The organism is Mammaliicoccus sp. P-M58 (genome assembly GCF_022386165.1).
Lineage (GTDB): Bacteria > Bacillota > Bacilli > Staphylococcales > Staphylococcaceae > Mammaliicoccus > Mammaliicoccus sciuri.
Window position 1 is genome coordinate 22,285 of sequence record NZ_JAJNJI010000017.1, and the last position, 26,951, is coordinate 49,235.

Sequence of the window (26,951 nt, forward strand, 5' to 3'; positions counted from 1 at the left end):
CTATTTTGTGAAAAGATATTGCATATAATTACAAAATTTATATAAAAACTTTATACTATATCAATGTTTTAGTTGGAGATATTTAACAAATTATACGTCATTATGCATGTGATTTGGTTAAACTTTTCTGTATCGATTCATACCAATCATATTTAATACTAACAGTAAGAAGAATATACCTAATAGTATTATCCAATTCATATAAATATCTGATAAGTGATAGCCTCTTAACATAACATTTTGAATGGTATCACCTGCATAATATAACGGCATGATATGTGCTATATATACGAGTACTTTATGCATGCTTTCCACTGGTATGATTCCTGCAAAAAAGACTTGAGGAATCACAACTAAAGGAATAAATTGAATCATTTGAAATTCTGATGATGCGAATGTCGATAACAATAAACCAAGTGTAAGTGCTATAAACGCCACGAGTACATTCGTAACAAATACTAATAATATGTTGCCTTCAGTAACCATTTGTAATACATAAATAGCATATAAAACAATCAAAGTTGTTTGTATGATGGCAAATGTACCATAACCTATTATATAACCTAAAATAATTTCATGTTTTTTAATAGGTGAAGATAATGTTCTTTCTAAAGTTCCAGATGTTCTTTCTTTGAGTAATGAAATACCTGAAATTAAGAATGTAAAGAAGAATACGAAAAATGCGATTAAAATAGGACTTATAGTATCAAAATAATTTGTATCTTTATCACCATGTAAATAATACTCTTTGGCATCTAACTTTGTTATATGATTTGGGTATTTAGCCGAAACTTGAGACTTTTCGGCTTTTGGTAGTTGTTGAGTTATAGACTGAATGATTTTCCCTTGTTGATTAACGACAGATGACAATTGTTTTGTGCTTTGCATGATGATCAATTTATTGATGGTTAACTTTAATTGACTCGTTTTGCTTGGATCAGTATTTTCGTAAGTAATATTTAGTTTGTTATCGTCTAATGATAGAAAACCGTCTAAATGATCAGCTTTAAATTTATGTTTTAAATCTAGTTGATTTGAATAAGTCTGAATTTTAATATCTTGGTTTTTGAGGGTTGAAATGATTTGATCGTTTACTTGATATATACCCACTTTTAGATCAGTTGACTCATCTGAATAGTTAAATAAAAAATAAATCAACGTCATTATTAATAACGGTGCAATGAGTAAGAGCATAAGGGTACGTTTATCTCTTATGACTTGTTTGAAAATTCGCGTGGCAATATTAATCATGTGCACCATCTCCTAACGCTAGGAAGACATCTTCAATCGTATTTACGTTATATGATGATTTAATTTCATTTGGCGTACCATAAGAAATAATTTGGCCTTCTCTCATTAGTAATAAACGATCACATTTATCAGCCTCATCTAATACATGTGTTGTAATAAGAATTGTCTTACCTTCATCTCTAAATTGAAACAAATCATTCCATATTGATTTTCTTAATCTAGGGTCGATGCCAACTGTTGGCTCATCTAAAATCAATATGTCTGGATTTTGAATCATACTAATTGCAAGAGATAATCTGCGTTTCATTCCTCCAGAAAATGCTTTAACTTTTTTATGTTTTTCGTGTGTTAAGTTGACAATTTCCAGCGTGCGTTCGATTTGTTCGGTGATATCTAATTTAAGTGCTTTATGAATATATAATTTCGCAAAGAATTTCAAATTTTCAACAGCTGTTAAATCATCAAATAAAGCATCACTTTGAGACATGTAACCAATAGACCTTAAAATTTCTCTGTTAGGAATACGGTTGCCATTGATCGTAATTGTACCAGAATCCATAGTTGTCATGCCTAAAATACATTTGATTAAAGTCGTCTTGCCTGCACCTGATGGGCCAATTAAACCTGTTATTAAACCAGGTTCAAATTGAGTTGTTACATCTTTTAAAATAACTGCTTTTCCATAAGATTTGGATATGGATTGAATATTAATCATAAAAGCACCCCTTTATTTAAAAGTAAACACTCACTCATTTTATAATTGTTTATAGTTATAGTCTAAGCTATAAAATCAACATAAGAAAGTGTATAATAGACCTATTGAAAATAAAGGAGCAATAACGATGAATGTTAAAACGTTATTAAATAAAATAAAAATTAAACAAACTTACGGTCAAATTGACCAAGAAGTTCATGATATTACGACAGATTCAAGAAATGCTCAAGAAAGCTCTATATTTGTGGCATCAAAAGGATATACAGTAGATAGTCATAAATTTATACCGAATGTGGTTGAGCAAGGATGTAGTGTCATTGTGAGTGATCGTTATGTAGAATTAAATGATGACGTATTATTAATTGTGGTTAAGGATACATTGAAAGTAGCAAGTATCTTTAGTCATGTATTATTTGATTTTCCTAGTCAAAAATTAACGACAATTGGCGTAACTGGTACAAATGGTAAGACGACAATTGCGACAATGATTCATCATTTAACGAGAGGTTTAGGTAAAAATAGTGCATATTTAGGAACAAACGGTTTTCAAATTAATGAAACAATTACTAAAGGTGTTAATACAACTCCAGAAACCGTTACTTTAACAAAACATATCGTTGAAGCGGTTGATAAAGAATGTGAGAGTATGACATTTGAAGTCTCAAGTCACGGGTTAGTTATCGGTAGACTTCGAGGGTTAGAATTTGATATCGCTATTTTTTCAAATTTAACACAAGATCATTTAGATTTTCATGGTACGATGGAAGCTTACGGACATGCTAAATCATTATTATTTAGCCAATTAGGTCAAGACTACAGAAAAGACAAATATGTAATATTGAATGCAGATGATCCATTTATAAAAGAATTAATACCAGTATCACCGTTCGAAATATTTACATATGGCATTGATAACGAAGCGGATTTTATGGCTAAAGATATAGAAGAATCTATAAGCGGTGTGCGTTTTACACTTGTAACACCATTTGGTTCTTACAAGGTACAGTCACCTTATTTAGGTAAATTTAATGTCCTTAATTTATTAGCAAGCATTATAGGTTTGTGGGCGCAAGGTTATGAATTGAACAATATTACTAAAGCAGTTGGAAATATGCCTGCAGTTGAAGGGCGTTTAGAAGTATTAGATAGAAACTTACCAATAGATTTAATTATTGATTATGCACATACACCAGATGGAATGGATAAATTAATAGATGCAGTGAAACCATTTGTAAAACAAAAATTAATATTCTTAGTTGGCATGGCAGGAGAAAGAGACTTAACAAAAACACCAGAAATGGGTAAAATAAGTTGTCGAGCAGATTATGTGATATTTACACCAGATAATCCTGCAAATGATGATCCTAAAATGTTAACAGCAGAATTAGCTAAAGGAGCGACACATAATAATTATGTAGAATTTGAAGATAGAGCAGAAGGCATTAAACATGCAATAGAAATTTCTGAGCCAGGTGATACAGTTGTTCTCGCATCTAAAGGGAGAGAACCATATCAAATCATGCCTGGACATATCAAAGTGCCTCATAGAGATGATTTAATCGGTTTAGAGGCGGCATATGAAAAGTATGGAGGAAAGCCAAGTGAAGATTAGAGAAAGTCATTCGCAAAACTTAAATTGTAAAGTTTATATATATGAAAATAAAAAAGAAGAATATTTTGTGATTTCGATTCCGGATTTATTTTGGTCTATTGAAGTAGATTACGATTTATACGGAGAATCTTTAATTGAGCATTTGTACTTGCATTTGTTTAATGTACTTGATGAAGATGAAGCAAATGAATTAGCAAATAGAATTAGCCAATGGACATCCGAATTATAAGGAGAAATGAATTGTGACGATTAAACAAGAAGTAGAAAGTAGAAAGACATTTGCGATAATATCCCACCCAGATGCTGGTAAAACAACATTAACTGAAAAATTATTACTTTTTGGTGGTGCGATTAGACAAGCAGGTACCGTTAAAGGTAAAAAGACAGGTAAATTTGCGACAAGTGACTGGATGAAAGTAGAACAAGAACGTGGTATTTCTGTTACAAGTTCAGTTATGCAATTTGATTATGATCATTACAACATTAATATATTAGATACACCAGGACATGAAGACTTTTCTGAAGATACTTATAGAACATTAATGGCTGTAGATAGTGCTGTAATGGTTATTGACTGTGCGAAAGGTATCGAACCACAAACATTGAAATTGTTTAAAGTATGTAAAATGAGAGGTATACCTATTTTTACATTTATCAACAAATTAGACAGAATGGGTAAAGAGCCTTTTGAACTTTTAGAAGAAATTGAGAAAACATTAGAAATAGAAACTTATCCTATGAATTGGCCAATTGGAATGGGACAAAATTTCTTTGGAATTATAGATAGATCAGATAAGACAATTGAGCCATTCAGAGATGAAGAGAATATCTTACATTTAAATGACGACTATGAATTAGAAGAAGATCATCCAATCAAAAATGATTCACAATTTGCACAGGCAATTGATGAGTTAATGCTTGTAGATGAAGTCGGTGAACAATTTGACGAAGAATTATTGTTAGCTGGAGAGTTAACACCAGTATTCTTCGGTTCAGCTTTAGCGAATTTCGGTGTTCAAAATTTCCTTAATGCATATGTTGATTATGCGCCAATGCCAAGTGGACGCAAGACTGAAGAAGGAGATGTTGTTGATCCATTCGATCAAGACTTCTCAGGATTTATCTTTAAGATACAAGCTAACATGGATCCAAGACATAGAGATAGAATAGCGTTTATGAGAGTCGTGAGTGGTGCATTCGAAAGAGGTATGGATGTTACACTACAACGTAATAAGAAAAAACAAAAAATTACGCGTTCAACTTCATTTATGGCAGATGATACACAAACTGTAAACCATGCTGTTAGTGGTGATATTATTGGGTTATATGACACTGGAAATTATCAAATTGGTGACACCCTTGTAGGTGGAAACCAAAAATTCCATTTTGAATCATTACCACAATTTACACCTGAAATATTTATGAAAGTTAGCGCTAAAAATGTAATGAAACAAAAGCACTTCCATAAAGGGATTGAACAATTAGTTCAAGAAGGTGCAATTCAACTTTATAAAACCTTGCACACGAATCAAATCATATTAGGTGCAGTTGGACAATTACAATTTGAAGTGTTCGAGCATCGTATGAAAAATGAATATAATGTTGATGTTGTTATGGAACAAGTCGGTAAGAAAATTGCAAGATGGATTGAAAATGAAAAAGATATTACAGACAATATGAATTCAAGTAGATCTATTTTAGTTAAAGACCGTTATGACCAATATGTATTCTTGTTTGAAAATGAATTTGCAACTAGATGGTTTGAAGATAAATTCCCGGAAATTAAATTATTTAGTTTGTTATAAAGAACAAAACATTGTATAATAATTAAGTAAAACTAAATAGACCTACGACTTTGTCGAAGGGGAGTAACTTTAGAACTTAAAAATTCTAGCATATTATCGTCATTACGAAACATAAGTTTCCGGTAATATGGACATCATATAAATGTTAAGTGAGACCTTTGCCTTTTATTAGGCATGGTCTCTTTTGTTTTTTACAAAAAAAGAATGGAGTGTGAATAGATGGATCCGAGTTTGTTAATTAGTTATGGTTGGGTATTAGTTGTATTAATATTTCTTGAAGGATTATTAGCTGCAGATAATGCTGTTGTTATGGCCGTAATGGTCAAACATTTACCAGAAGATTTAAGGAAAAAAGCATTGTTCTATGGCTTATTAGGAGCGTTTGTATTTAGATTTTTATCATTATTCTTAATTAGTTTCTTAGCTAACTTCTGGCCAATTCAAGCGGCAGGGGCATTATATTTAATTTATATGTCCATTAAGAATTTGATAGATTTTAAAAAGCATAAAGGTGAAGAGCTCAAGACGCCAGACGACGTAGAAGCTAAAGATGATTTCTCTGAATCAGAATTTCCTTCAGATGGACACGGTCATCATAAATTGAAAAAGAATTTTTGGATGACTGTATTAAAAGTAGAATTTGCAGATATCGCATTTGCGATTGATTCAATGTTAGCTGCATTTGCTATCGCAGTAACATTACCAGCATTGGGTATCCACTTTGGTGGTATGGATGCAGGTCAGTTCGGTGTTATGTTTGTTGGTGGTATTATTGGTGTTGTTATTATGAGATTTGCAGCAACATACTTTGTTGAATTATTAAATAAATATCCAAATTTAGAAGCGGCAGCATTTGCTATTGTAGGTTGGGTAGGTATTAAACTGTTTGTGATTGTATTGGCGCATGATGAAATTGGTGTATTACCTCATGATTTCCCACATGGCATATTATGGCAATCAATATTCTGGTCAGTATTATTATTACTCGTTATTATTGGCTGGATCACTTCAGTACGTAATAATAAAAAGACAACAAATTAATATTTATTAGACAAAACACCAACAAAGTTTATAGTTGACTTTGTTGGTGTTTTTTATGTTTTTTTTAAATGAATAATTCATATTGAATGAATTTGCAAATATATGTAAAAATAGGTGTGTAATATTGAGAATTACAATGGTTTTATGTTAATAAATTTAGTATTATATGGCATAATAGATACATTAAGTGTTTAGATTGAGGAGGGCAATAAATGTCACGAAAAAAGCATGTCATTCCTAGAAATGAATATAAGAGACAGCGACGTGAATTTTTTCATAATGAAGAACGTGAAAAAAGAATCGAACAAGAGAAAAAAGAAAATGAAATAAAAAAAGCAAATGAACGAGAACTTCAAAAGAAAAATGAATTACGTGTTAAGGAAAATATGCAAAAAGCACGTATTGAAAAATTAACGAAAGAAGAAATCAAAAAACAAGAAGAAGAATCTAAATCGCATCCAACAATTGATTTAGATGATGACCGACTTGCTGAATCACATCAAGAACATAGTGAACAAGATGAAGTATTACATAAAGATGAAGTTCAAACAGATGATGAACACCACGGAATAGACTCTGAAGAAGAATCTGAGGAGATTAGATATGAAAAAGTAAGTGAACAAAAACAGGCAGAGACGGGTAAAACTTTTTCTAAAGATAATGACTTTGAAATAAATAAACAGCTCGGTGCTAAACATGATGAAAAAGTAGAACAAAAATCTCAAAATAAAAATAGTTTTCTCAATACATTTTTAACTAAAATAGAAAAACACTGGCCAATCATTGCGATCATTTTAGCAATCATATTAATATTTATTTTAGTGTGGAGTATATTCCAAAATGTAAATCCTCCTAACGAAAGTAGAAAAACAATTGAAGAAAAGCAATCTCAAAAAGGATTCCAAAAACCTATTACGAATGTTATGGAAGCTGTAGAGAAATCTAAAAACTCAGTCGTGGGTGTATCTCATGAAGATTCAGATGTATCTAGTAAGAAAGAATCTTCAGCTAAGGAAAAAGAAGAAAATAGCGGCGTCGGTTCAGGCGTCGTTTATAAAGTTGAAAATAAAAAAGCATACATAGTAACAAACGCACATGTTGTATCAACTGATAAGAAACCAATTATTACAACAGCAAATGGTAAAAAGTATGACGGTAAAGTATTAGGTTCAGATCAATGGTCTGATATTGCAGTCTTAACGATTCCAATCGAAAAAACTGAAGATTTTAAACCAATTAAATTTGAGGACTCAGACAATTTGATTTTAGGTGAAACAGCTATTGTAATAGGTAGTCCGTTAGGTTCTGAATTCCAAAATAGTATTTCTACAGGCGTTGTTTCAGGTCTAGACAGAAAAGTTCCTGTTGATTTTAATGGTGATGACGAGTATGATTGGGAAATTAAAGCTATCCAAACAGATGCTGCAGTCAATCCTGGTAACTCGGGTGGACCTATATTAGACTCACAAGGTAATTTAATAGGTATCGTATCGTTGAAAATCGATATGCCTAATGTAGAAGGTATGGCTTTTGCAATTCCTTCAAATGACGCTACTGACTACATTAATAAATTAGAGAAAAACGGTAAAATTGAACGTCCAGAATTGGGTATCATGGCTCAAAACTATTCTAAAATGAGTGATAGTGAAAAGTCACAAATATCTTTACCCGATAAGTATAAATCAGGAATGGCCATTACTGGTGTTACAAAAGACGGTAATGCGGACAAAGCTGGCGTTAAGTTTAATGATGTAATCGTTGGTATTAATGATACAAAAATTGAAAATAATCTTGAATTTAGAAAAGAATTATATAATAATCATAAAAAAGGCGATAGTGTTAACTTGAAGCTTATCCGAGATGGAAAAGAAATTACGAAAAAATTAACATTGAAATAATTAGAGGTGACAATTTGTGTCCATTATAAAATACTTTTTTCAAAAAATGACTCCACAGCAGGGTATTGTATTATATTATTTGGGCGCAATTATTGTCGCCTTTTTATTATTAAATTTACCTTATGTTGTTAAACCTGGTGTTAAAATCGCACCAGTCGATACATTATTTGTTGCTGTATCTGGTGTCAGTGTAACGGGGTTAACGCCTGTTACAATTGAAGATACATTTACCACATTTGGACAAGCTATCATCCTTATTATTCTTAATATCGGTGGCATAGGTGTAATGGCAATTGGTACATTACTTTGGGTCATTTTAGGTAAACATATCGGCTTACGTGAACGTCAATTAATTATGTTAGATAGTAATTCAAATGCTATGAATGGTGTCGTTAAGTTAATATTAGATATTGTGAGAACAATTTTAATGATTGAAGTCATTGGTGCGATATTGTTATCATTTTATTTCTATAAAGATATTGGATCGGTGAAAGAAGCGATACATCATGGTATATTTGCATCTGTTTCTGCAACTACAAATGGTGGTCTTGATATTACGGGCGAATCATTAGCGCCTTATGCTAATGATTATTTCGTTCAAACAATCATTATGTTACTCATTATGTTAGGTGCAATCGGGTTCCCTGTATTGATTGAAGTCAAAACATACATGAAAAATTCAATTCCAAACTTTAGGTTCTCGCTTTTCACAAAAATAGCGAGTGCCACTTATTTGTTTTTATTTTTACTAGGCACAATCGTGATTTATTTATTTGAGTTTTCAAATGCATTTAAAGATGTTTCATGGCATAAAGCTTTATTCTATGCAATGTTCCAATCTTCATCTACAAGAAGTGCTGGACTTTCAACTATAGATTTAAGTCATTTTACTGAAGCGACCAACTTCTTCTTAGGTGGGCTAATGTTTATAGGGTCTTCGCCAAGTTCAGTAGGTGGCGGTATAAGAACGACAACATTTACGATACTTGTCTTATACTTAGTGAACTTTAGTAATGGTCGAACAACGATTAAAGCTTTCAATAGAGAAATACATCCAATTGATATACAAAGATCATTTGCCGTTATTTCACTTGCATTAGCGATTACGTTTGTAGGTGTGTTATCTGTCGTTCGATTTGAAGATGGCAAACATGATTTGTTATCTATATTCTTTGAAACGATGTCAGCGTTCGGGACATGTGGATTATCAATGGGGATTACAGATGGCTTACAATTAGGATCTAAAATCGTCATCATGATGTTGATGTTTATAGGTCGGGTAGGACTATTATGTTTTGTTGTCATGTTAGGTGGAAAATCAACACCTGATAAATTCCATTATCCTAAAGAACGTATACAAATAGGTTAAATATAAAAAGCAAGCGACTAGGTCGCTTGCTTTCTATTATGGCTTAATAGTAGGTATGGTAATTATAAACGTAGTACCTTTAGTCATATTCGTAAATACGCTAATTTCACCTTCCCAATCTTCGATGAGTTTCTTACTTAAGTATAAACCGAGGCCACTACCAGATTCTTTCGTTGTAAAGAAAGGCTCGAATATTTTTTGTTGTATCTCTTTAGACATACCGGCCCCGTTATCTTTAAATATAATCGTTGCTTGGTTTGCATGTGTGTGTTGTAATTGAATTTCAATTTCTGGTTGATTAACATCTAATAAGGCATCTTTTGCATTTTGAATAAGATTGATGAGAATTTGTTTTAATTGATCTTCTGAAATAAATGCAAATATAGGAGAACCTGGTAATGTTAAAGTAATATTAATGTTATGTTGTTCAAGCTCATACTTCAAAAACTGTGCAACTTCTTTGATAGATTGATTAATGTTTACATTTGAATAGGTAAGGTTAGTTGGCTTTCCTAAAAATAAAAATTGTGTAACGATATTATTAATTCTATCTAGTTCTTCTGAAATAATATTAAAATGATAGTCTTGTTTATCTCTATCATATTTCATTCTAGTTAGTTCAATAAATCCATTAATGCTTGTAAGTGGATTTTTAATTTCATGTGCTGTATTGGCAGCGAGTGTACCAATTAGTCTAAGCTTTTCATTATTTGCTTGTTCAATTATTTTTTCATGTTCTAATCGTTCGGATCTATTTTTAAATATAAGTGTAACAATAGATAATAATATAAATACAACTAAAAATATAAAAATGCTCGGTAAAATAATGCGTGTCATAAAATTATATTGTCCGCTAATTGTTAATGAGATAGGTAATTGATCATATAAATAATTTATGGATTTAGAATGCTTATATTTTTTTCCAACTTGATAAATTTCAGTACCATCGATACCATTGACTTGAATATGATATCTTTTAGAAATTAAATTAATTTCATTTTTAAATGATGACATATTTATTTCTGAAGCAACAGTGTAGTCTTTGTTTTGTACTTTTAAATGATTGGTTAATAATAATGTATTGGCATTTTTTAATGAAATTTTTTCACTACTTAAACTTGAATTAGCTGTAAAAGGAAAATGAAATTTATATTTGTTAAAATCTTTAAGAGAGGTATAATCAGTTCCTTTAGAATCATAAACGATTTGTTTTTGATCATTCAAAATATAAATATGGTCAATCCAAGTATACCTTGTGTGATTATCCTCTAAAAACTGATTAATAAATTTTTCGTTTCGGCTGTTTGATAAAATGGTTGTTAAAGATTCAGAAATGCTATTTGATTCATTTATAAAGGTATTAATTTTTAAGTTTACAATTTCTTTTGTCGTTTCTAATCTTTGATTAACTCTATTTGTATAATTTTTACTTATAATAATACCAATCATTAATGAAATGACTAAAGCGATAGCAAAATTAATGATGATTAATTTATTAAATGATTTCATTATTGCCTCCAAGTTTATTGATTACTAATAGAGTATATTATGATTAACAATTATTGCCAATACATATTAAATAAATTTTCCATCCAAATGTTCTTATACTGCCCTAACAGTATTTAAAAATGGTAAAATAAATAAAAAGGTGGGGATAGCATTGAATACGAATGAAACCATAACAATTGATTTACTAGCTACTTCTGACTTACATGGACAAATAGGAAAAAGTGGTATTAGTGGTAACATTCTAAAGATGGCCACTTACGTTAAACATAAACGCAAAACAAATCACCATGTCTTATTGTTAGATAATGGTGGCATGTTGTCGGGTTCAATGTTTGCTTTTTATTATGCACAAATTGCCCCATATAAGAGAAATCCAATGATTAAAGTGATGAATGAAATGCAATTTGATGCAAGTGGTGTTAGCCCTGACGAATTCAACTTTGGGTTAGACTTCTTAAATAAATCTATTGCATTAAGTAGATTTCCTTGGTTAGCAGCAAATATTGAACATAGTAAAACACGTGAACCATATTTTACAACACCTTATACGATTAAATATGTAGAGGGTATAAAAATAGGTATCATAGGATTTACATCTAGTGGCCTTATGGAAAACAAAAATGTTGAGTTTGAAGATGAAGTGCTTGTTGGTGAGTCCATGACGACTGCTAAAAAATGGGTGAGATATTTACATGAAAAAGAAAGTCCTGATTTCTTAATTATGTTATACCATGGTGGTTTGCACACTTATACAGATAAAAATAATTATAGATCGTATTATAGTAATAATGCAGAAAGTATGACTAAAAGTACGGAAGGTGTAAATGTTATTATTACTGGACATCAAGAACATATCGTTGATCTAAAAGTTGAAGAAACACAGTTTATACAACCAGGTAAAGATGCTACAAATATTGTAGACATGTCAATTCAATTCAAGAAAAGGGCCAATTCAGTAGAAATTATCGATACGTCTATTAAGCACGTAGAAATCTCAAGTTATCCTGAAGATAGAGATTTATTAGAGTTAACGTATTTCGACCAAAAAGCTGTCCAACATTGGTCTGAACAAAGCGTCGTTGACGTACCAGTTGTGCTAGATTATAAACATTTAACGGACTTATTTATTAAACCGCATAAGTTCATGGAATGTATTCAACAGAGTATGACGAGAGCATTTAAAGAATCTGATTTTGTTTGTGCACAAATTGGGAATCCGACAGGTAACGGTTTACGTGGCGAGCTACAAGTTAAAGATGTCTATCAATCATATGTACATACTGATAAACCGGTCAAAATTAATTTATCCGGTGCTGAAATAAAGCGCATTATAGAAAGAACAGCTACAGCACTGTATAAAGAAGGGGACACGGTTAAATATAATGACCATATTTTAGAACCGACACTTATGACTGTATGGAAAGGGTTCGAATACACGATTGATTTAAGTAAACCTGTAGGCAGTAGAGTTAACTTAGATAATATTGATTTAGAAGCTTCGTATTCAGTTATTATGACAGATTATTTATTTAGACACGTAAATAAAATTATTTCTGAATCCACGTATGAGAGAGCGAAGAAGACAGTCATTGAATATATGATTGAAGAACTAACAGAATCAAAGGGTAAATATGATTTAGAACATTATTTTAAAATTATCTAATATAAAATAACCCCAAAAAAGTTAGCATAATTGCTAAACTTGTTTGGGGTTATTTTTTAGTAAATGTATTAACTAAAAATTATAACGAGTATGATGATTGCTGCAATTTGAGCAACATAAGATGTTACGATTCTTTTCGTATAGAAATACAATGTAGATAATATGAGTTGTGCTAAAAATATAAACATAAATATAGCTAAATTATCTAAATATAAAAATAGTGAACTAGATGCAAGGGCACTCACAACGATTGCAATAATAGGTTGTGAGAATTTCAGTTGCAACTGATTTTGTAATATTGTTCTAATATATAACTCATGACAAGGTATTGCAATTACAATTGTTACTAGCATTTGCCACTTATAAAATACGCCAGCATGCATTAATTCTTTTAATAAGGATGCATATGACAAGCCATTATAAATTTGTGATAATAATAGCTGAAGTAGAACTAATATAATGGCACCAATGAGACCATATCCAATTGATTGAAGTAATCGTTTAGATTTGATGTCACGTTGATAAAAGACATAGCTAATGCCCGCAATCAGCATAATACCAGTATATAAGTACCAGAATACTTCTTTTTCACCTTGCATAATGAATAAAATAATGTGAAAAATAATGAAACTAGATATGAACCATATTAATTGAGGATTAATTTGTCTCTTCACTATTATCCCTCTTCAGAAATTATTGTATAACGCTTATGATTCACTACAGTTTTTTCAGGTAACTCTAAACTTTCAAAGTTATCCATAATTGTGATATCTACGATAACTGAATTTTCATTAATTTTTTCAACTCTACCTCTTAATCCATCTTGAAACTCTATGATATTTCCAACTTCTGCGATTGTCATCTTATTCCTCCTAAATAATACTATGAAACATTATACTAAATAATGCTCAGTTTATAAAGTATTAACAAATATACTCTATTTTAACATAAACATATCATACATATGATTAATCAAACATATGGTACTATATACTTGAGGCTATTTGGGGAGAAAAGAAGGAGGAAATATAATGAAATTTGTAAGTAATAAGGGTATTAATGATCCTATGATTAATTTAGCTATGGAGGAATATGTCTTAACTTCTCTTCCTAAAGATGATAGTTATTTCCTATTCTACATTAATCAACCATCTATTATTGTAGGAAAAAATCAAAATACAATCGAAGAAGTTAACCAAGAGTATGTTGAGAAAAATAATATCAAAGTTGTAAGAAGAATTTCTGGTGGTGGAGCTGTATATCATGATTTAGGTAATTTAAACTTTAGCTTTGTTACAAAAGATGACGAAGACAGTTTCCATAACTTTGCAAAATTTACGCAACCAATTGTTGATGCTTTAAATGAAATGGGTGTTAAAGCAGAATTATCTGGTAGAAATGATATACAAGTCGGGGAAAGAAAAATATCAGGTAATGCAATGGTTAAACAAAAAGATCGTATGTTCTCACATGGAACATTAATGTTAAATAGTGAAATCGAAGAGGTTGTAAATGCACTTCGCGTTAACGAAGCGAAAATAAAGTCTAAAGGTATCAAATCTATAAGATCACGTGTCGCAAACATACAAGAATTTTTAGAAGAGCCAATGGATATTGAAACATTTAAACAACGTATACTTACATCTATCTTTAAACAACAGGGTAGTGAAGATGTTGAAGAATATCACTTAACTGATGAAGATTGGGATAACATAAATGAACTAAGTAAAAATAAATACCAAAAATGGGAATGGAATTACGGTAAGAATCCTAAATACAACTTTGAAAGAAGTCATAAATTTGATAGAGGACTTGTCCAAATTAAATTAGACGTTAAAAAAGGTAAAATAGAACACGCAGCAATATTCGGTGATTTCTTTGGTGTCGGAGACGTAAAAGATATTGAAGAAGCATTAATAGGTGTTCAACATCAAAAATCATCAATTCAAGAAGCATTAAAAGGTATTGATTTTTATCACTATTTTGGAGATATTGCTAAAGAAGAAATTATTAATATAATGCTATAAACAAATAAAAGAGACTATTTTTGAATGTTTTCAAAAGTAGTCTCTTATTATGTGTTAAATTTTAAATGACAACTCACGATTGTAAATCCTCCAACTGAATTAATTCTTCACTGTATTGTTCAAATAAAGTATTATTACGATTCGCAAGTGCTTCATCAATTAAAACCATTAATTCTCTTTTACGATTTTCACGTAAAGCAGAGTCAATCACAAGCTCAACTGATAAATCATTTAAGTTATTAACAAAAGTTTCTAAACTCTGGTGCTTAACTTGAGAATATTGTTTCATTTTAAACAACCCCTTGACTTTATTTGTTAAAATTATAGCGTATTTATTTTCTAAATGCAATGAATATTCAGAAATTTTAAAAAGTAAATTTATAATTCGAAATCAGTGATAAACTTACTCTATAAATTCATTATATGTTACTATAATCTAATTTCAAATTATTTTGCTCACAATTCAGAATACGGTTGTGAAAGATTTGAGTAATCGAATCATATTTAATAAAAATACTAAAGGAGAATCATAATGTATCAATTAAAAATGTGGGACCATGTACAATTATCAGCACCTAAAGGGTCAGAAGATAAAGCACGATATTTTTACTGTAATCAATTAGGATTCAATGAAGTAGAAAAACCTGAATCACTGAGAGGTAACGGAGGCGTTTGGTTTAATGTTAATCAAATTGATTTACACATTGGTATTGAAGAAGAGTTCGAACCATTAAAAAAAGCACATCCAGCTATTAATGTTGAAAATCTAGAAGATTTAAAAGAACATTTAACGAATGAAAAAATAGAGTACAAATCAGATAAACGTTTTCCTGGCGCAAATAGAATCCATTTATTAGATCCTTTTGGAAATCGATTGGAATTTATAGAAAAACAATAGAATTTATTTTGAAAAGTATTGACTTATATTTAAATAGGTATTATATTTTATGTAATTACAATAAATGTAAATATATTCGTTGTAATTACATAAAAATTTGAAAGGAGCATGCTATGAGTAAGTATGTTATTAAACAAAACACTATGTATATTAGAGGAGTCAAAGTAGATGATCACACTATTCATACTGAGGTGTCTGAAGCGGGTAAAGAACCGTTCATCGTTAAACAGAAACCTCAAGAAATTATGAATCAGTCATGTCGCTTTTATGGCGAACACTTCAATGAAAGAAAGCTTTTTACAAAAAGGCTAACCAGAATCACGAGCAAACCCCCGATTTTAGTATCCGCAGTAACTTCTACTTATTTTTTCTGCACAGGTTCCGAAAGGTCAATAGACAACACTTGGATAAATATACTCTACGTTAAAGATTTTAAAGAATATAATGGCAATAAGACCAAGATATTTTTAGAGCAAGATCAAAGCCTCGTTTTTCCAATCTCATACCACGTAATTAATCACCAATACTTAAACTGTTTATGTTTGTACTATAGAAATCACCGAAATAATATCTTTATTAAACAGCTAAATACACCAAATATAGATTTAACTCAAGATGGATATAGTGTACTTGATGTTATAAAGATGTATTTGAAAAATCAACATTAGCATACTAAATTAAATATTAGCGGAACAAGTGCAACTAAAGTGTAAATGTTCCGTTAATTTTTTTAGGTTTTCTCTTGAAAATATTAAGATGCTTGATATAATAGTATTTGTGCTTGATAAAAATTTAATTATTCCACAGTAGCTCAGTGGTAGAGCTATCGGCTGTTAACCGATCGGTCGTAGGTTCGAGTCCTACCTGTGGAGCCATGGAGATGTACTCAAGTTGGCTGAAGAGGCGCCCCTGCTAAGGGTGTAGGTCGTTCTGCGGCGCGAGGGTTCGAATCCCTCCATCTCCGTATTTTACGATATTAGTTAATGATATCTTACTTAAAAACCTTGATAAATCAGGGTTTTTTATTTTATATAAAACTTCTAATTATGGTTTATTTAAAATTTTTGGTCACAACGTGGTCACATTAGCACCGTTTTTTTAATCTTGTGACCAAATTTGTGACCAACTATAAATTGTCCATGACATTTCTGAGTTTAAGCGTTTCTTCTTTTTCTATTTCTTCTAACAAATGACTGTATATTGATAGGGTAGTAGTCACATTAGCATGACCTAATCTTTTACTTATATAATGAATAGACACACCTTTGTGCAATAGGTAAGAACAATGCGTATGCCTTATACTATGCAACGTATATGCGCCAATTTGATGTTCCAAGCAAAATTTATTTAATACTTTGGTCACGGCATTATTTGTTATTAAACCTTTTCCACTATTGAATATGTGACCATCTATTTGTATTGGTCGTTCTTTTAGACTTTTTAATAAATATTTCATCTCTTTATCGGTAATAGGTATAGTCCTATCAGATGTTTCTGTTTTAGTTCCAGGTAAATGTATCATATTGTCTTTCTTTATTAGATCGCTATATTTTAATTTCTGTACTTCTCCAAATCTCGCACCCGTAATTATCAAAATATATATGAACAAATATGACAGTTCTTTTCTTCCTGTTACATAATCTTTCAAATTAGTATAATTATCTATCGTCATAAATTTAGTACTTTCATGTTGTGATGATTTAGTACCATATGGCTTTGCTTTATATGTTGGGTCTTTAAATATTAGCCCTTCACTAACTGCATCTTGTAAGGCTGCTCTTAAACATAAATGTAATTTTTGTACACTATTTGTAGTTCGCCCACCTTTTCGTGGAGTTAAATATAAACCTTCACCATATTCTTTAAGTAGTTCTCTATATTTCAACTGAGTTAATTTATTAATAGATAAGTCACCAAACTTTTCTTCAAATACGTCTATAGAAGATTTATAACGTAACATAGATTTCTCTGATATCTGTCCTTCTTTATTAACACTTAACCAACTATTGTAATAATCTACAAACGGAACATCATTTGTTAAATTAAAACCTTTTGTTAATTGATTATACAATTCATTACCTTTTTCAGTTGCTTCTCTTTTAGTCAAAAATCCACCTTTTCGATAACGATTTCCATCATATCTAAAATCATATTGCCACGTTTTACCTCGTTTACTAATATTCATTATTTATCACTCCTTATAAGAAAACCTCACTATTTGTGAGGTAGGTAATTAATCCATCATATCTCTAATCTCTTCTTCGGTTAAGTTATCGTTAGGAACTTGTCCACCATGAGGGTCGTAGTTTTCATTAGGGTCCAATTCAGGCATACCTGTTTCATCTACCATACCAGTGTAACCGTATCTATCATATTCTGGATCATAGTGATATTGTTTACTTTCTTCGTTTTGTTGCGGTTGTTGTACTGGTTGTTCAACTGATTGTTGTTCTTGTGTTGTTTGTTCTGTTGAATTAACTTCTTGCGCAGTCTGTGGTTCATTAGATGTTACTTCTTCAGTTTTAGGTTCAGACTTTTTAACAGACTCTTTTTCTTTCTTAGTTTTGTCGTCTTTTTTAGTTTCTTTTTTATCCTTCTTAACGTCTTTAGTTTCCTTAGCGCTACCTTTAGATGAACTTTCTTCTTCCTTATCCCCACATGCTGATAAAACTAATAAACTTGCGAATAACATAACAATAAACTTTTTCATTCCACATCTCTCCTTTATTCGAATTGTATATGTTTAAACACCTGTAATGGACTAAACTTAATCACATAGCAATTGTGGTAGGTGGATAATCCAAATTTCATTTTATAATGTTTTAAAACATCATTAATGTAATTTTCACTTACCTCAAAATAATTTGCCATTTCAAAAATATTATGAACCCCATCATTATAAGCTGAAATAATACCATCTAAAGAAATTAGCAATTCATATCCATATCTTCTTGCTTTTAATTCATATTTTCTATTCATTAATATTTTTTGATCAGTAATATTCCCATATGTTAATTCGTGGTGACCTATCTCTTCAGCTAAAGTTTCGTGCTTTTTTATAGAATTCATTTTATTTTTTATATAAATTGTACCGTTATAATATAAACCACTTTGAAAAGAAGGTAAGTAATTCGTTTCATATATCTCGATGTCTTGATTTATTAATAGTTGTTCATACCCCATATAATCACCCTTTGCGTCTGTTTTTAACAAATTCAATAAATTGTTCTACTTCTTTCATCTCTTCTTCGGTAAGGTCAGATTTATCAAAATGTGCTGCAACTGTAGGTTGCTCTTCTATTTCTTCAAAACCCATAATATATGAAGGTGATACTTTCAATGCTTTAGCTAACTTTACTATTTTATCTCTTTTCATGTTTTCGATGTCGCCAGTTTCCCATTTCCTAACTGTAGATTTTCCAACTCCGACAATATTACCTACTTCTTCTAAAGTTAATCCTAATTCAAGTCTTCTTGCTTTTATGTCTGGTTTCATAATATTTGTCCTCCTAATTGGTATGTTTCAATTATAATATTAAAGTTTCTTAAAGGCAACAATTAAATAGGAAGTAACCAAAAAAGTTTCTTAAAAAGACACTTTTGTGTTGACATAGTATTATATCAAGGTTAAGATAAATGTATCCTTTAAGACACAAAGGTGGTGGCAAAATGCATCCGAATAAACTGAAATCTCAAATGGCTTTAAAAGAAATATCAGTTAATGAATTACTAGATCTAATTAACAAAAAAGGCATTAAGATGTCTAGGAATTCATTCTACAGACGAATGAACAAAGTTCATGAATTTGATAGAGCAGAAATATTAGCTATTGTAGATACTTTAAAGTTATCTGAGAAAGAAATGTTAGATATTTTTTTTAAACAATAAGTGTCCTAAAGGAAACTTAAAGGTATTGGATACTTAAATGAATTCAGCACTATAACTGAATGTGGTGCATTAGTGCTGATGGAACTAAGGAGGGATATTGATGAACACTCTACTAAACATTGATTTACTTAATGAACTCATTGACCAACGTGTAGATGAGAAACTAAAAGAATTACGCAATGAACAGTTACCTAGAGAAATGACGATGAAAGAGTTAGTCGCTGAAACTGGTTGGAGTGAATACTACATCAAGAAAAACATCATTAATCGCAATTACTTCAGAAGAAAAATTGAGCCATTTACTACATTCAGTAAAAACGGTAGAGGTAAGTTCAGTTTCGACAGAAGAAAAATGATTGAGTTTATCGAAGAGTACAAAGAAGAAATTATAGAAAGGGCGAAAAACGGATGAAATACATCACATTAACAATGTTCTTGGTACTAGAGTTCTTCATCATTTCAGCATTTAGTGTTACACCATTTGAACATTCATTTCTATTCTGGCTACTCACAGTGATGTTGTTCGAAGTATGGGACCAAGTAAAGGAAATGGAGGAGAAATGTAATGAATAAACTAAAACTAATTAAAATAACACTCCTAATCATCATCTTGGCGGAGGAGATTAAGAGTGTTAGTACGTATAAAAAAATCATTGGTAGACCTTTTACTTTAAACAACAGTTAATAAATGCTTTACCAAATGAAGTGATTTCAATAAATCCTTTTTCGTATTCAATAGAAGATGGAGAACAATTTTTATATATTTCATCAACAGATACATTATTATCAAGCGCTAACTTAGCAACTCCAAATACTTTAATTTGCTGAAATATTTTTGAATAATGTTCTCTATAATTATTTTCAAATTTTTTCGTAAACATATCAATCATGTTGGGATCATCAAATGATTTATAGGCGTCAGTATGAGTAAGTGAATTTAATCCAATATTAATTTCAATTAATCCTATTCGCTTTAAATTGATTATTGATATTTCCGTATTTTTATAACTGAGAGGTGAATCTTTGATTACTACATCTGATAAAGAAACCTTGGTCGTACCTTTATTAGACATAGCTACATACTTTACAGCTGATAATATGGGCGCTTTGCTTAAATGTTCAAAAAGTATAGCATCGTCTGAAGACATTTGCTTTATTATTTCTACAAATGAATGATGAATATCATTGTTTTTACGATTATCCATAGAGGAAGCAATCAAATTACTGAACAAATCTCTAATAACTTTTTCATCAATATAAAATTTTGATGCATCTAAAGCTGGACCTAATAAAGAAATCTTAGGTTCTTGAATATTCTCTGTTGGTATTTCTTGAATATTAGAATTCAAGCTTTCTTTGAAGTCATTTAAATTGATTTCCCTTTTGTATTGAATTTTATTTATCCAAGTATGATAACCTCCAAAGACTAAATCCCAGGTTAAATTTAAAGTTTTAATTGGACCTTCAGCTGCACCATCAATTATTTTATCTAGCCCTTTACCTATTATTGGATCCATATATACACAACCTTTCATAGTAAATTAATTCAATTGTACCAAATAAAAGGAGTGAGAACATGATTTATCAAAATAAATAAAAACTCCTACTGTTAGCTGACAGTAAGAGTCAAACACATAACAAATTTATATACCAGAATTATATAACTAAATAAGGAGGACGTCAAAGTTGACTAGTAATCAAAAGAAAATATATAGCGTATTTGCAAGGTTATTTGAAGAGTTTAAAGTGAGTGACCAGCGTTGCTGGTTAGAAATAGATCGTAACAAAAACGGAATAGCTATTAATTTTACACATTGGCACGACTCGTACGAAAGCAATAACAAATGGATTGCTATTTATGAGAACCATCCAGAATCGTTTGAAAGACTTAAAAACCATATGGTCGAAGTTATGAGAGGAAAGGCTTTGATTAAGAAAGGGTTGTAAATATGTACACACCACATTTAGAACGTAATCAATATAGGCTTCAATTATTAGAAAACTGTTACTTAAAGCCAAGAAAACTTAAATACAAAGTAGAACAAGATGACAAACATATTTGTGAATTAGTTATTCATTTTAAATATGCAGGCAGTTACCATAAAACATTAGATTTAATACATCCACATGAAATGGAATATGTTTGCAAAGAAGTATACAGACGTTTACAAGAGGACCAACGATTAGCAGCAATAAAGGAGGAGTATATTCATGGCTAATATATTTGAACTATCAAGTCAATATAGAGAAGTATTGAAAATCATTCAGGACAGTGAGGATGACAAAGCATTAAAAGACACATTAGATTCTATTAACGATGCCTTAGAAGATAAAGCAGATGGTTATTATGCAGTTGTCAAAACATTAGAGTCGGAGAATGAAGCGATTGATCGTGAAGTAAAAAGATTACAAGAGCGTAAGAAAAAGAATAATAACGGGATTGAACGTTTAAAAACTACTTTATTAGAAGCAATGACCTATACAGGTAAAACGAAATTTAAAACTAAACTACACAATTATTCAATACGAAATAATGCACCCTCTTTAGACATTAAAGATGAAACTAAAATACCGAAAGATTTTTATAAAGAACAATCACCGAAACTCGATAAACGTGGTTTATTAGCTCATGTTAAAGCTAATGGTGAGTTTGATGGCGTAGAGCTTAAACAAACACAATCATTGGGGGTTAAGTAAATGAGTGAAAAAGAAACAAATTTATACCAACGTATCTTAGATGTTAAATCCAATATAGAAGGCTTTACAAAGGATGCTGAGGGATACAAATACAACTATGTTGAAGGTTCTCAAATCTTACACAAAATAAGAAAAGCGATGGAAGAAAATCATTTATTGCTTTATCCGAGTGTTCATCATGCAGATTATAAAGACATTCAAGTTTTAGTGAAAGGCAATATGAAACCCAATATCTTAGTAGAAATGAATATGACGTATACATTCATTAACACTGACAACCCTAAAGAAAGATTAGAAATACCATTCTATGCGATAGGTCACCAAGATGATGCCAGTAAGGCATATGGTACAGCTTTGACATATGCCGAACGTTATTTTTTACTCAAGTTCTTCAATATACCAACTGATGAAGATGATGCAGATACAAAACAAAAGAAAGAGAAATATACAAAAGCTGATGATAGTGATATCAAACTATTGCAAAAACATATAGAAGGGTTTGCGCAATTAGTAAAAGCTGATACTGAATCAGTCAAAGCACAATTGAAAATTATTAACTATGAAAAATTAAGTATTGCTGAAACTATGCAAGCTATTCAAACATTGAACGCTTGGAAGCAAGATATTATTAAACAAAATCAAGGAGGACAATCATCATGATCAATCGAGTTGTACTAGTCGGAAGATTAACAAAAGAACCTGAATATAGAGTGACTCCATCTGGTGTACAAGTTGCGACATTCACATTAGCAATCAATAGAACATTTACTAATCAAAATGGAGAAAGACAAGCAGATTTTATTAATTGTGTTGTATTTAGAACACCCGCAGAAAATGTTAATAAGTATTTAAATAAAGGTAATTTAGCAGGCATTGAAGGCAGACTTCAGTCAAGAAGTTATGAAAACAATGAAGGTAAACGTGTTTATGTCACAGAAGTTGTATGTGACAGTGTGCAATTCCTAGAACCGAAAAGTAATAACCAACAGCAGAGTAACTATCAACCACCTCAATATAATCAACAACAAGGTTACCAACAACAGAATTATCAACAATCAAACAATTACCAGCAACCACAACAACAGCATAATCCATTTACCAATGCGAATGGACCAATCGATATAAAGGATGATGATTTACCTTTCTAAATGAACAGGATGTGAAGCAATGACTCAAATTATAACGTATCAGCAAAACTATGACGGTAGCCATACTATCGTCATAGATGATGCTGAATTAGACGATAAAACAACGTTACTGCTCGATAACAATGTGCCTGTGAACGTGAAGTTAGATGTACTAGATATCGATACGATAACGGATAAACAACGTCGTAAGATATTTGCCTTATGTAATGACATAGAAGCACACACAGGGCAACCAAGAGAGTATATGAGACAAATGTTTAAAGATTACATTGTGTTCATGAATGGTTATGAATCGTTTAGTTTATCAAATTGTAGCAGGAAAATAGCAAAAGAATTAATAGAGGTTATTATCAATTGGGTTTTCATACATGACATACCTTTAAATTATCGTACTAGCGACTTGTTAAAGGACGATAAGAGTTTTATATATGTAAGTACCATAAATCGGACATGCGCCATTTGTGGCAAACCTAATAGTGATTTAGCACATTTTAACGCAGTAGGTAGAGGACGAAATAGAAACAAAATTGATCATACAGATAATAAAGTGTTAGCACTTTGTAGAACTCATCATACTGAACAACACACGATAGGTATGGATAGCTTTAATAAAAAATATCACCTAACGGATAGCTGGGTTCAAGTAGATGAAAGATTAAACAATATGTTAAGAGGTGGAAATAATGGCTGAAATAACATGGGTTAAATTAAAAACAGACATGTTTGAAAATGAAAAAATTAAACTTATTGAAGCGTTACCAGATAAAGATTCCATATTAATTATATGGATAAAGTTAATTGCATATGCAGGAAAAGTTAATGCTGGCGGATACATCATGTTAACTGAACAAATACCGATGAATACAGAAGAACTTGCAACAATATTTGGTAGACCATTGAATACCGTCAGATTAGCAATAAATACTTTTGAAAGATATGGAATGATTGAGAAATCTGAACAGGGTGCAATTAAAATTAAAAATTGGGAAAATCATCAAAACATTGAAGGTATGGATAGAGTTAAACAACTAAATGCAGAGAGAAATAGAAAATATAGACAAAGAAAAAAACAAGAGAAATTATCAATGAATAGTAATGACGTTAGCGTGACGTCACGTGACGGTACAGATAGAGATATAGAAGCAGATAGAGATATAGATAAAGAATTAGATAAAGACGTAGAAGTAGAAAAGAAAAGCAACGTCAACGATACGTATAAGACACGTACAACGATAGGTGGACAAGAAGAGAATAAGAATAGAAAAGAAGAAGAAGTAAACGCCTTCGACTTCTATCAATCAAATGGATTCGGTGTATTGAATAGTCATATCAATGATGAAATGGGTGCATATATAGATGACTTCAATAATAACGGTGACGATATAGTAATAGCTGCAATGAAGATTGCTATAGACAGAAATAATATCAGTTGGGGTTATACCAAAGGGATCTTACGAAATTGGATAAATGCAAACTTAAATTCTTTTGAAGAAGTTAGAGCGTATGAGAAAAGAAAACTACAACAATATCAATCTAGAAATAATAAACAATATCAATCAAAAGAGAAAACACCAGAATGGTTAATTAAACAAAAGAATGGTGAAACTAGCCAAGAATCAGCTACTACAGAAACATCTGAAGATTTTGAGAAAAGGAAAGCACAACTTGAAAGAGAAGTTAATAGTTTTTGGGATGAAGCTAAATAAGGAGTGATCACATGAAAGCGTACAGAGTAGTAACTAAAACACCTGTAGTGTTTGAGAGAACTTTTGAAATAGTAGCTGAAGATGAAGAAGATATTAGAAATCAATTAGATATCAGAATGAAATCATGTCCGTATGATTTTTCTGATACTAATAGATTCGAAGTTAAAGATTATGAGCTAGAGGAGTTGGAACTTAAGTGAGTAAGGAAATAGTAGTTGAAGGTAAAAAATATATATTAACGGATTCACATCTTAATAGCATTGAGGAATATGAGTTAGATATGCCATTCGTAAGGATGCGTATAAGAGCTGGGTGGGTAATTGACACAGCGGTAAATGTACCTAAAGGTGTTGCAAAATGTGATGCTGAATCATATTTGAAAAATAAAAGTTTAGAAAGTAAAAAGAAAATGCCTAAGAAGGATTATTCGAAACCTAAACCATGGCTAAAGAAGTACCCTCAGAAAACAGAGTTTGGCGATTATGCTAAACAGTTATTCAATGACTGTTGTGGGAGTTGGTAAATATGATCACAAAAATATATGACGATAAAAGTTGTTATGAGGTAGGTAAGTACCAGGTAGGAGAAATCACAGAATGGCGTGTGAATAAAGACACAGTTGATATTTACCGTATAGCTGATAACAAAGGAAATCTCATTATACATCATGGATTCACTCATAAAGATTATGTAGTCGAACATGATGACGAACCAGTAGCAGGGGGACAGTTAAGTATTTTTGATATGTAAAAAGCACACCTAAGTGTGCTTATGTTAATTCATTATTATACGAATAATCCCAATGATAATAATTCCGCCAATGCTTAAGACAAAATTGTTAAAGAAATGGATCAATAATACATGCCATATATTTCTCGTCCATAGATAAATACAGTTTAAAAACAAACCTGCAAACATATATGGAATTGTATTAATCAAACTTCCACCGAAATTATAATAGTGAATTGCACCGAATAGCGCACTGTTAACTAATACTAATAAGACATTAGATATAATATTTTTGCTTAATAATTTTTCTAATAGTGTATATCTAAATGCGATGTCTTCGATTAATGATGTAACTACTGGTCCAATACTAATGAAAATTAATAAGTAAAATAACTTTGTGCTAACGGTAAGAAAATCAATATTTTCAGAAGGATTAGGAACAACTTCATTTGTATGAACTGATGGTACAAACTGGTTAACGATAGATATTATTACTTGTAGCAATATTGCACCAGCAATAATTATTAACCATTTGTAGAATTTTAAATTTTTGAATTTATTCCATTCTTTTGCTAGATAATCTTTAAACATTACAAACAAAGCAATAAACAAAATGATTCTTAAAGAAGTATCAACAGTCGCTTTAGTATAAGTACCTGTATTGAAAGACTCGGTTATAAAACCAATAAAAAATATTAACGGAATACAAAATAATGAAAATATTTCTTTGAAGCCAAATTTTATAGACATTTAATCACCTTTTTATTTTTGATTATATATTAAAAAAATAAAGTAAGTCTATTAAATCATGTGACAAATAATGTAATTATGTGACAAAAGTGTTAGGAGGACTAAAACATGCCAACAATAAAATATACAAAAGAAGACATAACTAAGTTAGAGAATGAACTTGATCAATACAAAACAGCACATGACAAATTAACTGCTGGATTAAAAGAAGCAGTCGCAGAAAGCATTAAATATAAGCGTCAACG

General features: G+C 30.8%; 35 protein-coding genes and 2 tRNA genes. 25 read left to right on the forward strand and 12 right to left on the reverse strand.

What is annotated here, in order from left to right:
• Positions 1–117: 117 nt before the first annotated feature.
• Together LQ694_RS14485 and LQ694_RS14490 are read right to left on the reverse strand one after the other, a co-directional pair.
• Positions 118–1,251 (reverse strand): ABC transporter permease, encoded by a 1,134-nt coding sequence (locus LQ694_RS14485; protein WP_081289154.1) that lies wholly within the window; start codon positions 1,249–1,251, stop codon positions 118–120.
• Positions 1,244–1,966, reverse strand: coding sequence for an ABC transporter ATP-binding protein (locus tag LQ694_RS14490; RefSeq protein ID WP_096791235.1), 723 nt, complete (start codon positions 1,964–1,966; stop codon positions 1,244–1,246). Before LQ694_RS14490 ends, LQ694_RS14485 begins: the two co-directional genes overlap by 8 nt.
• Before the next feature lie 127 nt (positions 1,967–2,093).
• Between LQ694_RS14490 and LQ694_RS14495 the strand changes: the two genes are divergently transcribed.
• The 6 genes from LQ694_RS14495 to LQ694_RS14520 all read left to right on the forward strand — a co-directional run bounded on the left by LQ694_RS14495 (position 2,094) and on the right by LQ694_RS14520 (position 9,691).
• Entirely contained in the window at positions 2,094–3,578 is a 1,485-nt protein-coding gene (locus LQ694_RS14495; protein WP_096791236.1) for a UDP-N-acetylmuramoyl-L-alanyl-D-glutamate--L-lysine ligase, read from the forward strand.
• Complete coding sequence (locus tag LQ694_RS14500; protein WP_025905650.1) at positions 3,568–3,807, forward strand: YueH family protein; 240 nt, start codon at positions 3,568–3,570, stop codon at positions 3,805–3,807. Before LQ694_RS14495 ends, LQ694_RS14500 begins: the two co-directional genes overlap by 11 nt.
• 13 nt (positions 3,808–3,820) lie before the next feature.
• Positions 3,821–5,383, forward strand: coding sequence for a peptide chain release factor 3 (locus tag LQ694_RS14505; protein WP_058611837.1), 1,563 nt, complete (start codon positions 3,821–3,823; stop codon positions 5,381–5,383).
• Positions 5,384–5,602: 219 nt separating this feature from the next.
• Positions 5,603–6,424, forward strand: coding sequence for a TerC family protein (locus tag LQ694_RS14510; protein WP_048542036.1), 822 nt, complete (start codon positions 5,603–5,605; stop codon positions 6,422–6,424).
• 212 nt (positions 6,425–6,636) lie between these two features.
• Positions 6,637–8,322: a S1C family serine protease gene (locus tag LQ694_RS14515; protein ID WP_218696756.1), complete on the forward strand. Its 1,686-nt coding sequence runs from the start codon at positions 6,637–6,639 to the stop codon at positions 8,320–8,322.
• A gap of 16 nt (positions 8,323–8,338) precedes the next feature.
• Complete coding sequence (locus LQ694_RS14520; RefSeq protein ID WP_058611835.1) at positions 8,339–9,691, forward strand: TrkH family potassium uptake protein; 1,353 nt, start codon at positions 8,339–8,341, stop codon at positions 9,689–9,691.
• A gap of 36 nt (positions 9,692–9,727) precedes the next feature.
• Here the strand turns inward: LQ694_RS14520 and LQ694_RS14525 are convergent, their stop codons facing one another.
• On the reverse strand, positions 9,728–11,200 hold the full coding sequence (locus LQ694_RS14525; protein WP_239772159.1) for an ATP-binding protein: 1,473 nt from the start codon (positions 11,198–11,200) through the stop codon (positions 9,728–9,730).
• A 151-nt stretch (positions 11,201–11,351) separates the two neighbouring features.
• Between LQ694_RS14525 and LQ694_RS14530 the strand changes: the two genes are divergently transcribed.
• A complete protein-coding gene (locus LQ694_RS14530) occupies positions 11,352–12,863 on the forward strand; it encodes a bifunctional metallophosphatase/5'-nucleotidase (protein ID WP_196968630.1) in 1,512 nt (503 codons plus the stop codon).
• A 68-nt stretch (positions 12,864–12,931) separates the two neighbouring features.
• Here LQ694_RS14530 and LQ694_RS14535 read toward each other — a convergent pair whose 3' ends face one another.
• Together LQ694_RS14535 and LQ694_RS14540 are read right to left on the reverse strand one after the other, a co-directional pair.
• A complete protein-coding gene (locus LQ694_RS14535; RefSeq protein ID WP_025905643.1) occupies positions 12,932–13,537 on the reverse strand; it encodes a CPBP family glutamic-type intramembrane protease in 606 nt (201 codons plus the stop codon).
• Positions 13,538–13,539: 2 nt separating this feature from the next.
• The gene (locus LQ694_RS14540) at positions 13,540–13,725 is read right to left on the reverse strand and encodes a YkvS family protein (protein WP_025905642.1); all 186 of its coding nucleotides are present in this window, start codon (positions 13,723–13,725) and stop codon (positions 13,540–13,542) included.
• A 169-nt stretch (positions 13,726–13,894) separates the two neighbouring features.
• Between LQ694_RS14540 and lplA the strand changes: the two genes are divergently transcribed.
• Entirely contained in the window at positions 13,895–14,890 is a 996-nt protein-coding gene (gene lplA, locus LQ694_RS14545; protein WP_058612191.1) for a lipoate--protein ligase, read from the forward strand.
• Between the two features lie 73 nt (positions 14,891–14,963).
• Here the strand turns inward: lplA and LQ694_RS14550 are convergent, their stop codons facing one another.
• On the reverse strand, positions 14,964–15,179 hold the full coding sequence (locus LQ694_RS14550; protein ID WP_016911637.1) for an IDEAL domain-containing protein: 216 nt from the start codon (positions 15,177–15,179) through the stop codon (positions 14,964–14,966).
• A gap of 243 nt (positions 15,180–15,422) precedes the next feature.
• Between LQ694_RS14550 and LQ694_RS14555 the strand changes: the two genes are divergently transcribed.
• The 4 genes from LQ694_RS14555 (at position 15,423) to LQ694_RS14570 (ending at position 16,752) form a co-directional block, all read left to right on the forward strand.
• Complete coding sequence (locus tag LQ694_RS14555; protein WP_204189708.1) at positions 15,423–15,788, forward strand: VOC family protein; 366 nt, start codon at positions 15,423–15,425, stop codon at positions 15,786–15,788.
• Between the two features lie 113 nt (positions 15,789–15,901).
• Positions 15,902–16,456: a competence protein ComK gene (locus LQ694_RS14560; RefSeq protein ID WP_058612189.1), complete on the forward strand. Its 555-nt coding sequence runs from the start codon at positions 15,902–15,904 to the stop codon at positions 16,454–16,456.
• A gap of 132 nt (positions 16,457–16,588) precedes the next feature.
• A tRNA-Asn gene (locus LQ694_RS14565) sits at positions 16,589–16,663 on the forward strand.
• Position 16,664: 1 nt separating this feature from the next.
• Positions 16,665–16,752: transfer RNA gene (locus LQ694_RS14570), tRNA-Ser, on the forward strand.
• Between the two features lie 162 nt (positions 16,753–16,914).
• Here LQ694_RS14570 and LQ694_RS14575 read toward each other — a convergent pair.
• From LQ694_RS14575 to LQ694_RS14590, 4 genes are read right to left on the reverse strand one after another with little or no spacing between them, the layout of a single operon-like run.
• Positions 16,915–17,973, reverse strand: coding sequence for a tyrosine-type recombinase/integrase (locus LQ694_RS14575; RefSeq protein WP_185160477.1), 1,059 nt, complete (start codon positions 17,971–17,973; stop codon positions 16,915–16,917).
• A gap of 48 nt (positions 17,974–18,021) precedes the next feature.
• On the reverse strand, positions 18,022–18,498 hold the full coding sequence (locus LQ694_RS14580) for a hypothetical protein (RefSeq protein ID WP_185160476.1): 477 nt from the start codon (positions 18,496–18,498) through the stop codon (positions 18,022–18,024).
• 14 nt (positions 18,499–18,512) lie between these two features.
• Positions 18,513–18,971 carry an ImmA/IrrE family metallo-endopeptidase gene (locus tag LQ694_RS14585; RefSeq protein ID WP_239772161.1) on the reverse strand — a complete coding sequence of 153 codons (459 nt, stop codon included), beginning with the start codon at positions 18,969–18,971 and terminating at the stop codon, positions 18,513–18,515.
• Between the two features lie 4 nt (positions 18,972–18,975).
• Positions 18,976–19,284, reverse strand: a complete 309-nt coding sequence (locus LQ694_RS14590) for a helix-turn-helix domain-containing protein (protein ID WP_185160474.1) — start codon at positions 19,282–19,284, stop codon at positions 18,976–18,978.
• Between the two features lie 173 nt (positions 19,285–19,457).
• Here LQ694_RS14590 and LQ694_RS14595 point away from each other — a divergent pair, with 173 nt between their 5' ends.
• From LQ694_RS14595 to LQ694_RS14605, 3 genes are all read left to right on the forward strand, one after another.
• On the forward strand, positions 19,458–19,676 hold the full coding sequence (locus LQ694_RS14595) for a BetR domain protein (protein ID WP_204184935.1): 219 nt from the start codon (positions 19,458–19,460) through the stop codon (positions 19,674–19,676).
• A 100-nt stretch (positions 19,677–19,776) separates the two neighbouring features.
• Positions 19,777–20,088, forward strand: coding sequence for a DUF771 domain-containing protein (locus tag LQ694_RS14600; protein ID WP_185160472.1), 312 nt, complete (start codon positions 19,777–19,779; stop codon positions 20,086–20,088).
• Positions 20,085–20,249, forward strand: a complete 165-nt coding sequence (locus tag LQ694_RS14605) for a hypothetical protein (RefSeq protein WP_185160471.1) — start codon at positions 20,085–20,087, stop codon at positions 20,247–20,249. The genes LQ694_RS14600 and LQ694_RS14605 overlap by 4 nt, the downstream gene beginning before the upstream one ends.
• Positions 20,250–20,341: 92 nt before the next feature.
• Here LQ694_RS14605 and LQ694_RS14610 read toward each other — a convergent pair whose 3' ends face one another.
• Positions 20,342–21,193 (reverse strand): DUF4393 domain-containing protein, encoded by an 852-nt coding sequence (locus LQ694_RS14610; protein WP_185160470.1) that lies wholly within the window; start codon positions 21,191–21,193, stop codon positions 20,342–20,344.
• 169 nt (positions 21,194–21,362) lie between these two features.
• On the opposite strand from LQ694_RS14610, the gene LQ694_RS14615 reads away from it, so the two are divergent.
• The 10 genes from LQ694_RS14615 to LQ694_RS14660 are packed head-to-tail and all read left to right on the forward strand — an operon-like array spanning position 21,363 to position 25,977.
• Entirely contained in the window at positions 21,363–21,623 is a 261-nt protein-coding gene (locus LQ694_RS14615; protein ID WP_058591548.1) for a hypothetical protein, read from the forward strand.
• A 2-nt stretch (positions 21,624–21,625) separates the two neighbouring features.
• The gene (locus LQ694_RS14620) at positions 21,626–21,895 is read left to right on the forward strand and encodes a hypothetical protein (protein ID WP_185160469.1); all 270 of its coding nucleotides are present in this window, start codon (positions 21,626–21,628) and stop codon (positions 21,893–21,895) included.
• Positions 21,888–22,373, forward strand: a complete 486-nt coding sequence (locus LQ694_RS14625; RefSeq protein ID WP_185160468.1) for a siphovirus Gp157 family protein — start codon at positions 21,888–21,890, stop codon at positions 22,371–22,373. Before LQ694_RS14620 ends, LQ694_RS14625 begins: the two co-directional genes overlap by 8 nt.
• Positions 22,374–23,033: an ERF family protein gene (locus LQ694_RS14630; protein ID WP_185160467.1), complete on the forward strand. Its 660-nt coding sequence runs from the start codon at positions 22,374–22,376 to the stop codon at positions 23,031–23,033.
• The gene (gene ssb / locus LQ694_RS14635) at positions 23,030–23,521 is read left to right on the forward strand and encodes a single-stranded DNA-binding protein (RefSeq protein ID WP_185160466.1); all 492 of its coding nucleotides are present in this window, start codon (positions 23,030–23,032) and stop codon (positions 23,519–23,521) included. Before LQ694_RS14630 ends, ssb begins: the two co-directional genes overlap by 4 nt.
• A gap of 19 nt (positions 23,522–23,540) precedes the next feature.
• On the forward strand, positions 23,541–24,212 hold the full coding sequence (locus LQ694_RS14640; RefSeq protein ID WP_185160465.1) for a putative HNHc nuclease: 672 nt from the start codon (positions 23,541–23,543) through the stop codon (positions 24,210–24,212).
• Complete coding sequence (locus tag LQ694_RS14645; protein ID WP_185160464.1) at positions 24,205–25,227, forward strand: phage replisome organizer N-terminal domain-containing protein; 1,023 nt, start codon at positions 24,205–24,207, stop codon at positions 25,225–25,227. The genes LQ694_RS14640 and LQ694_RS14645 overlap by 8 nt, the downstream gene beginning before the upstream one ends.
• Positions 25,228–25,238: 11 nt before the next feature.
• Positions 25,239–25,427 (forward strand): hypothetical protein, encoded by a 189-nt coding sequence (locus tag LQ694_RS14650; protein ID WP_058591542.1) that lies wholly within the window; start codon positions 25,239–25,241, stop codon positions 25,425–25,427.
• On the forward strand, positions 25,424–25,750 hold the full coding sequence (locus LQ694_RS14655) for an SA1788 family PVL leukocidin-associated protein (protein ID WP_185160463.1): 327 nt from the start codon (positions 25,424–25,426) through the stop codon (positions 25,748–25,750). The genes LQ694_RS14650 and LQ694_RS14655 overlap by 4 nt, the downstream gene beginning before the upstream one ends.
• Before the next feature lie 2 nt (positions 25,751–25,752).
• Entirely contained in the window at positions 25,753–25,977 is a 225-nt protein-coding gene (locus tag LQ694_RS14660; protein WP_058591540.1) for a hypothetical protein, read from the forward strand.
• A gap of 24 nt (positions 25,978–26,001) precedes the next feature.
• Here the strand turns inward: LQ694_RS14660 and LQ694_RS14665 are convergent, their stop codons facing one another.
• A complete protein-coding gene (locus LQ694_RS14665) occupies positions 26,002–26,706 on the reverse strand; it encodes a CPBP family intramembrane glutamic endopeptidase (RefSeq protein WP_185160462.1) in 705 nt (234 codons plus the stop codon).
• Positions 26,707–26,951: the final 245 nt, after the last annotated feature.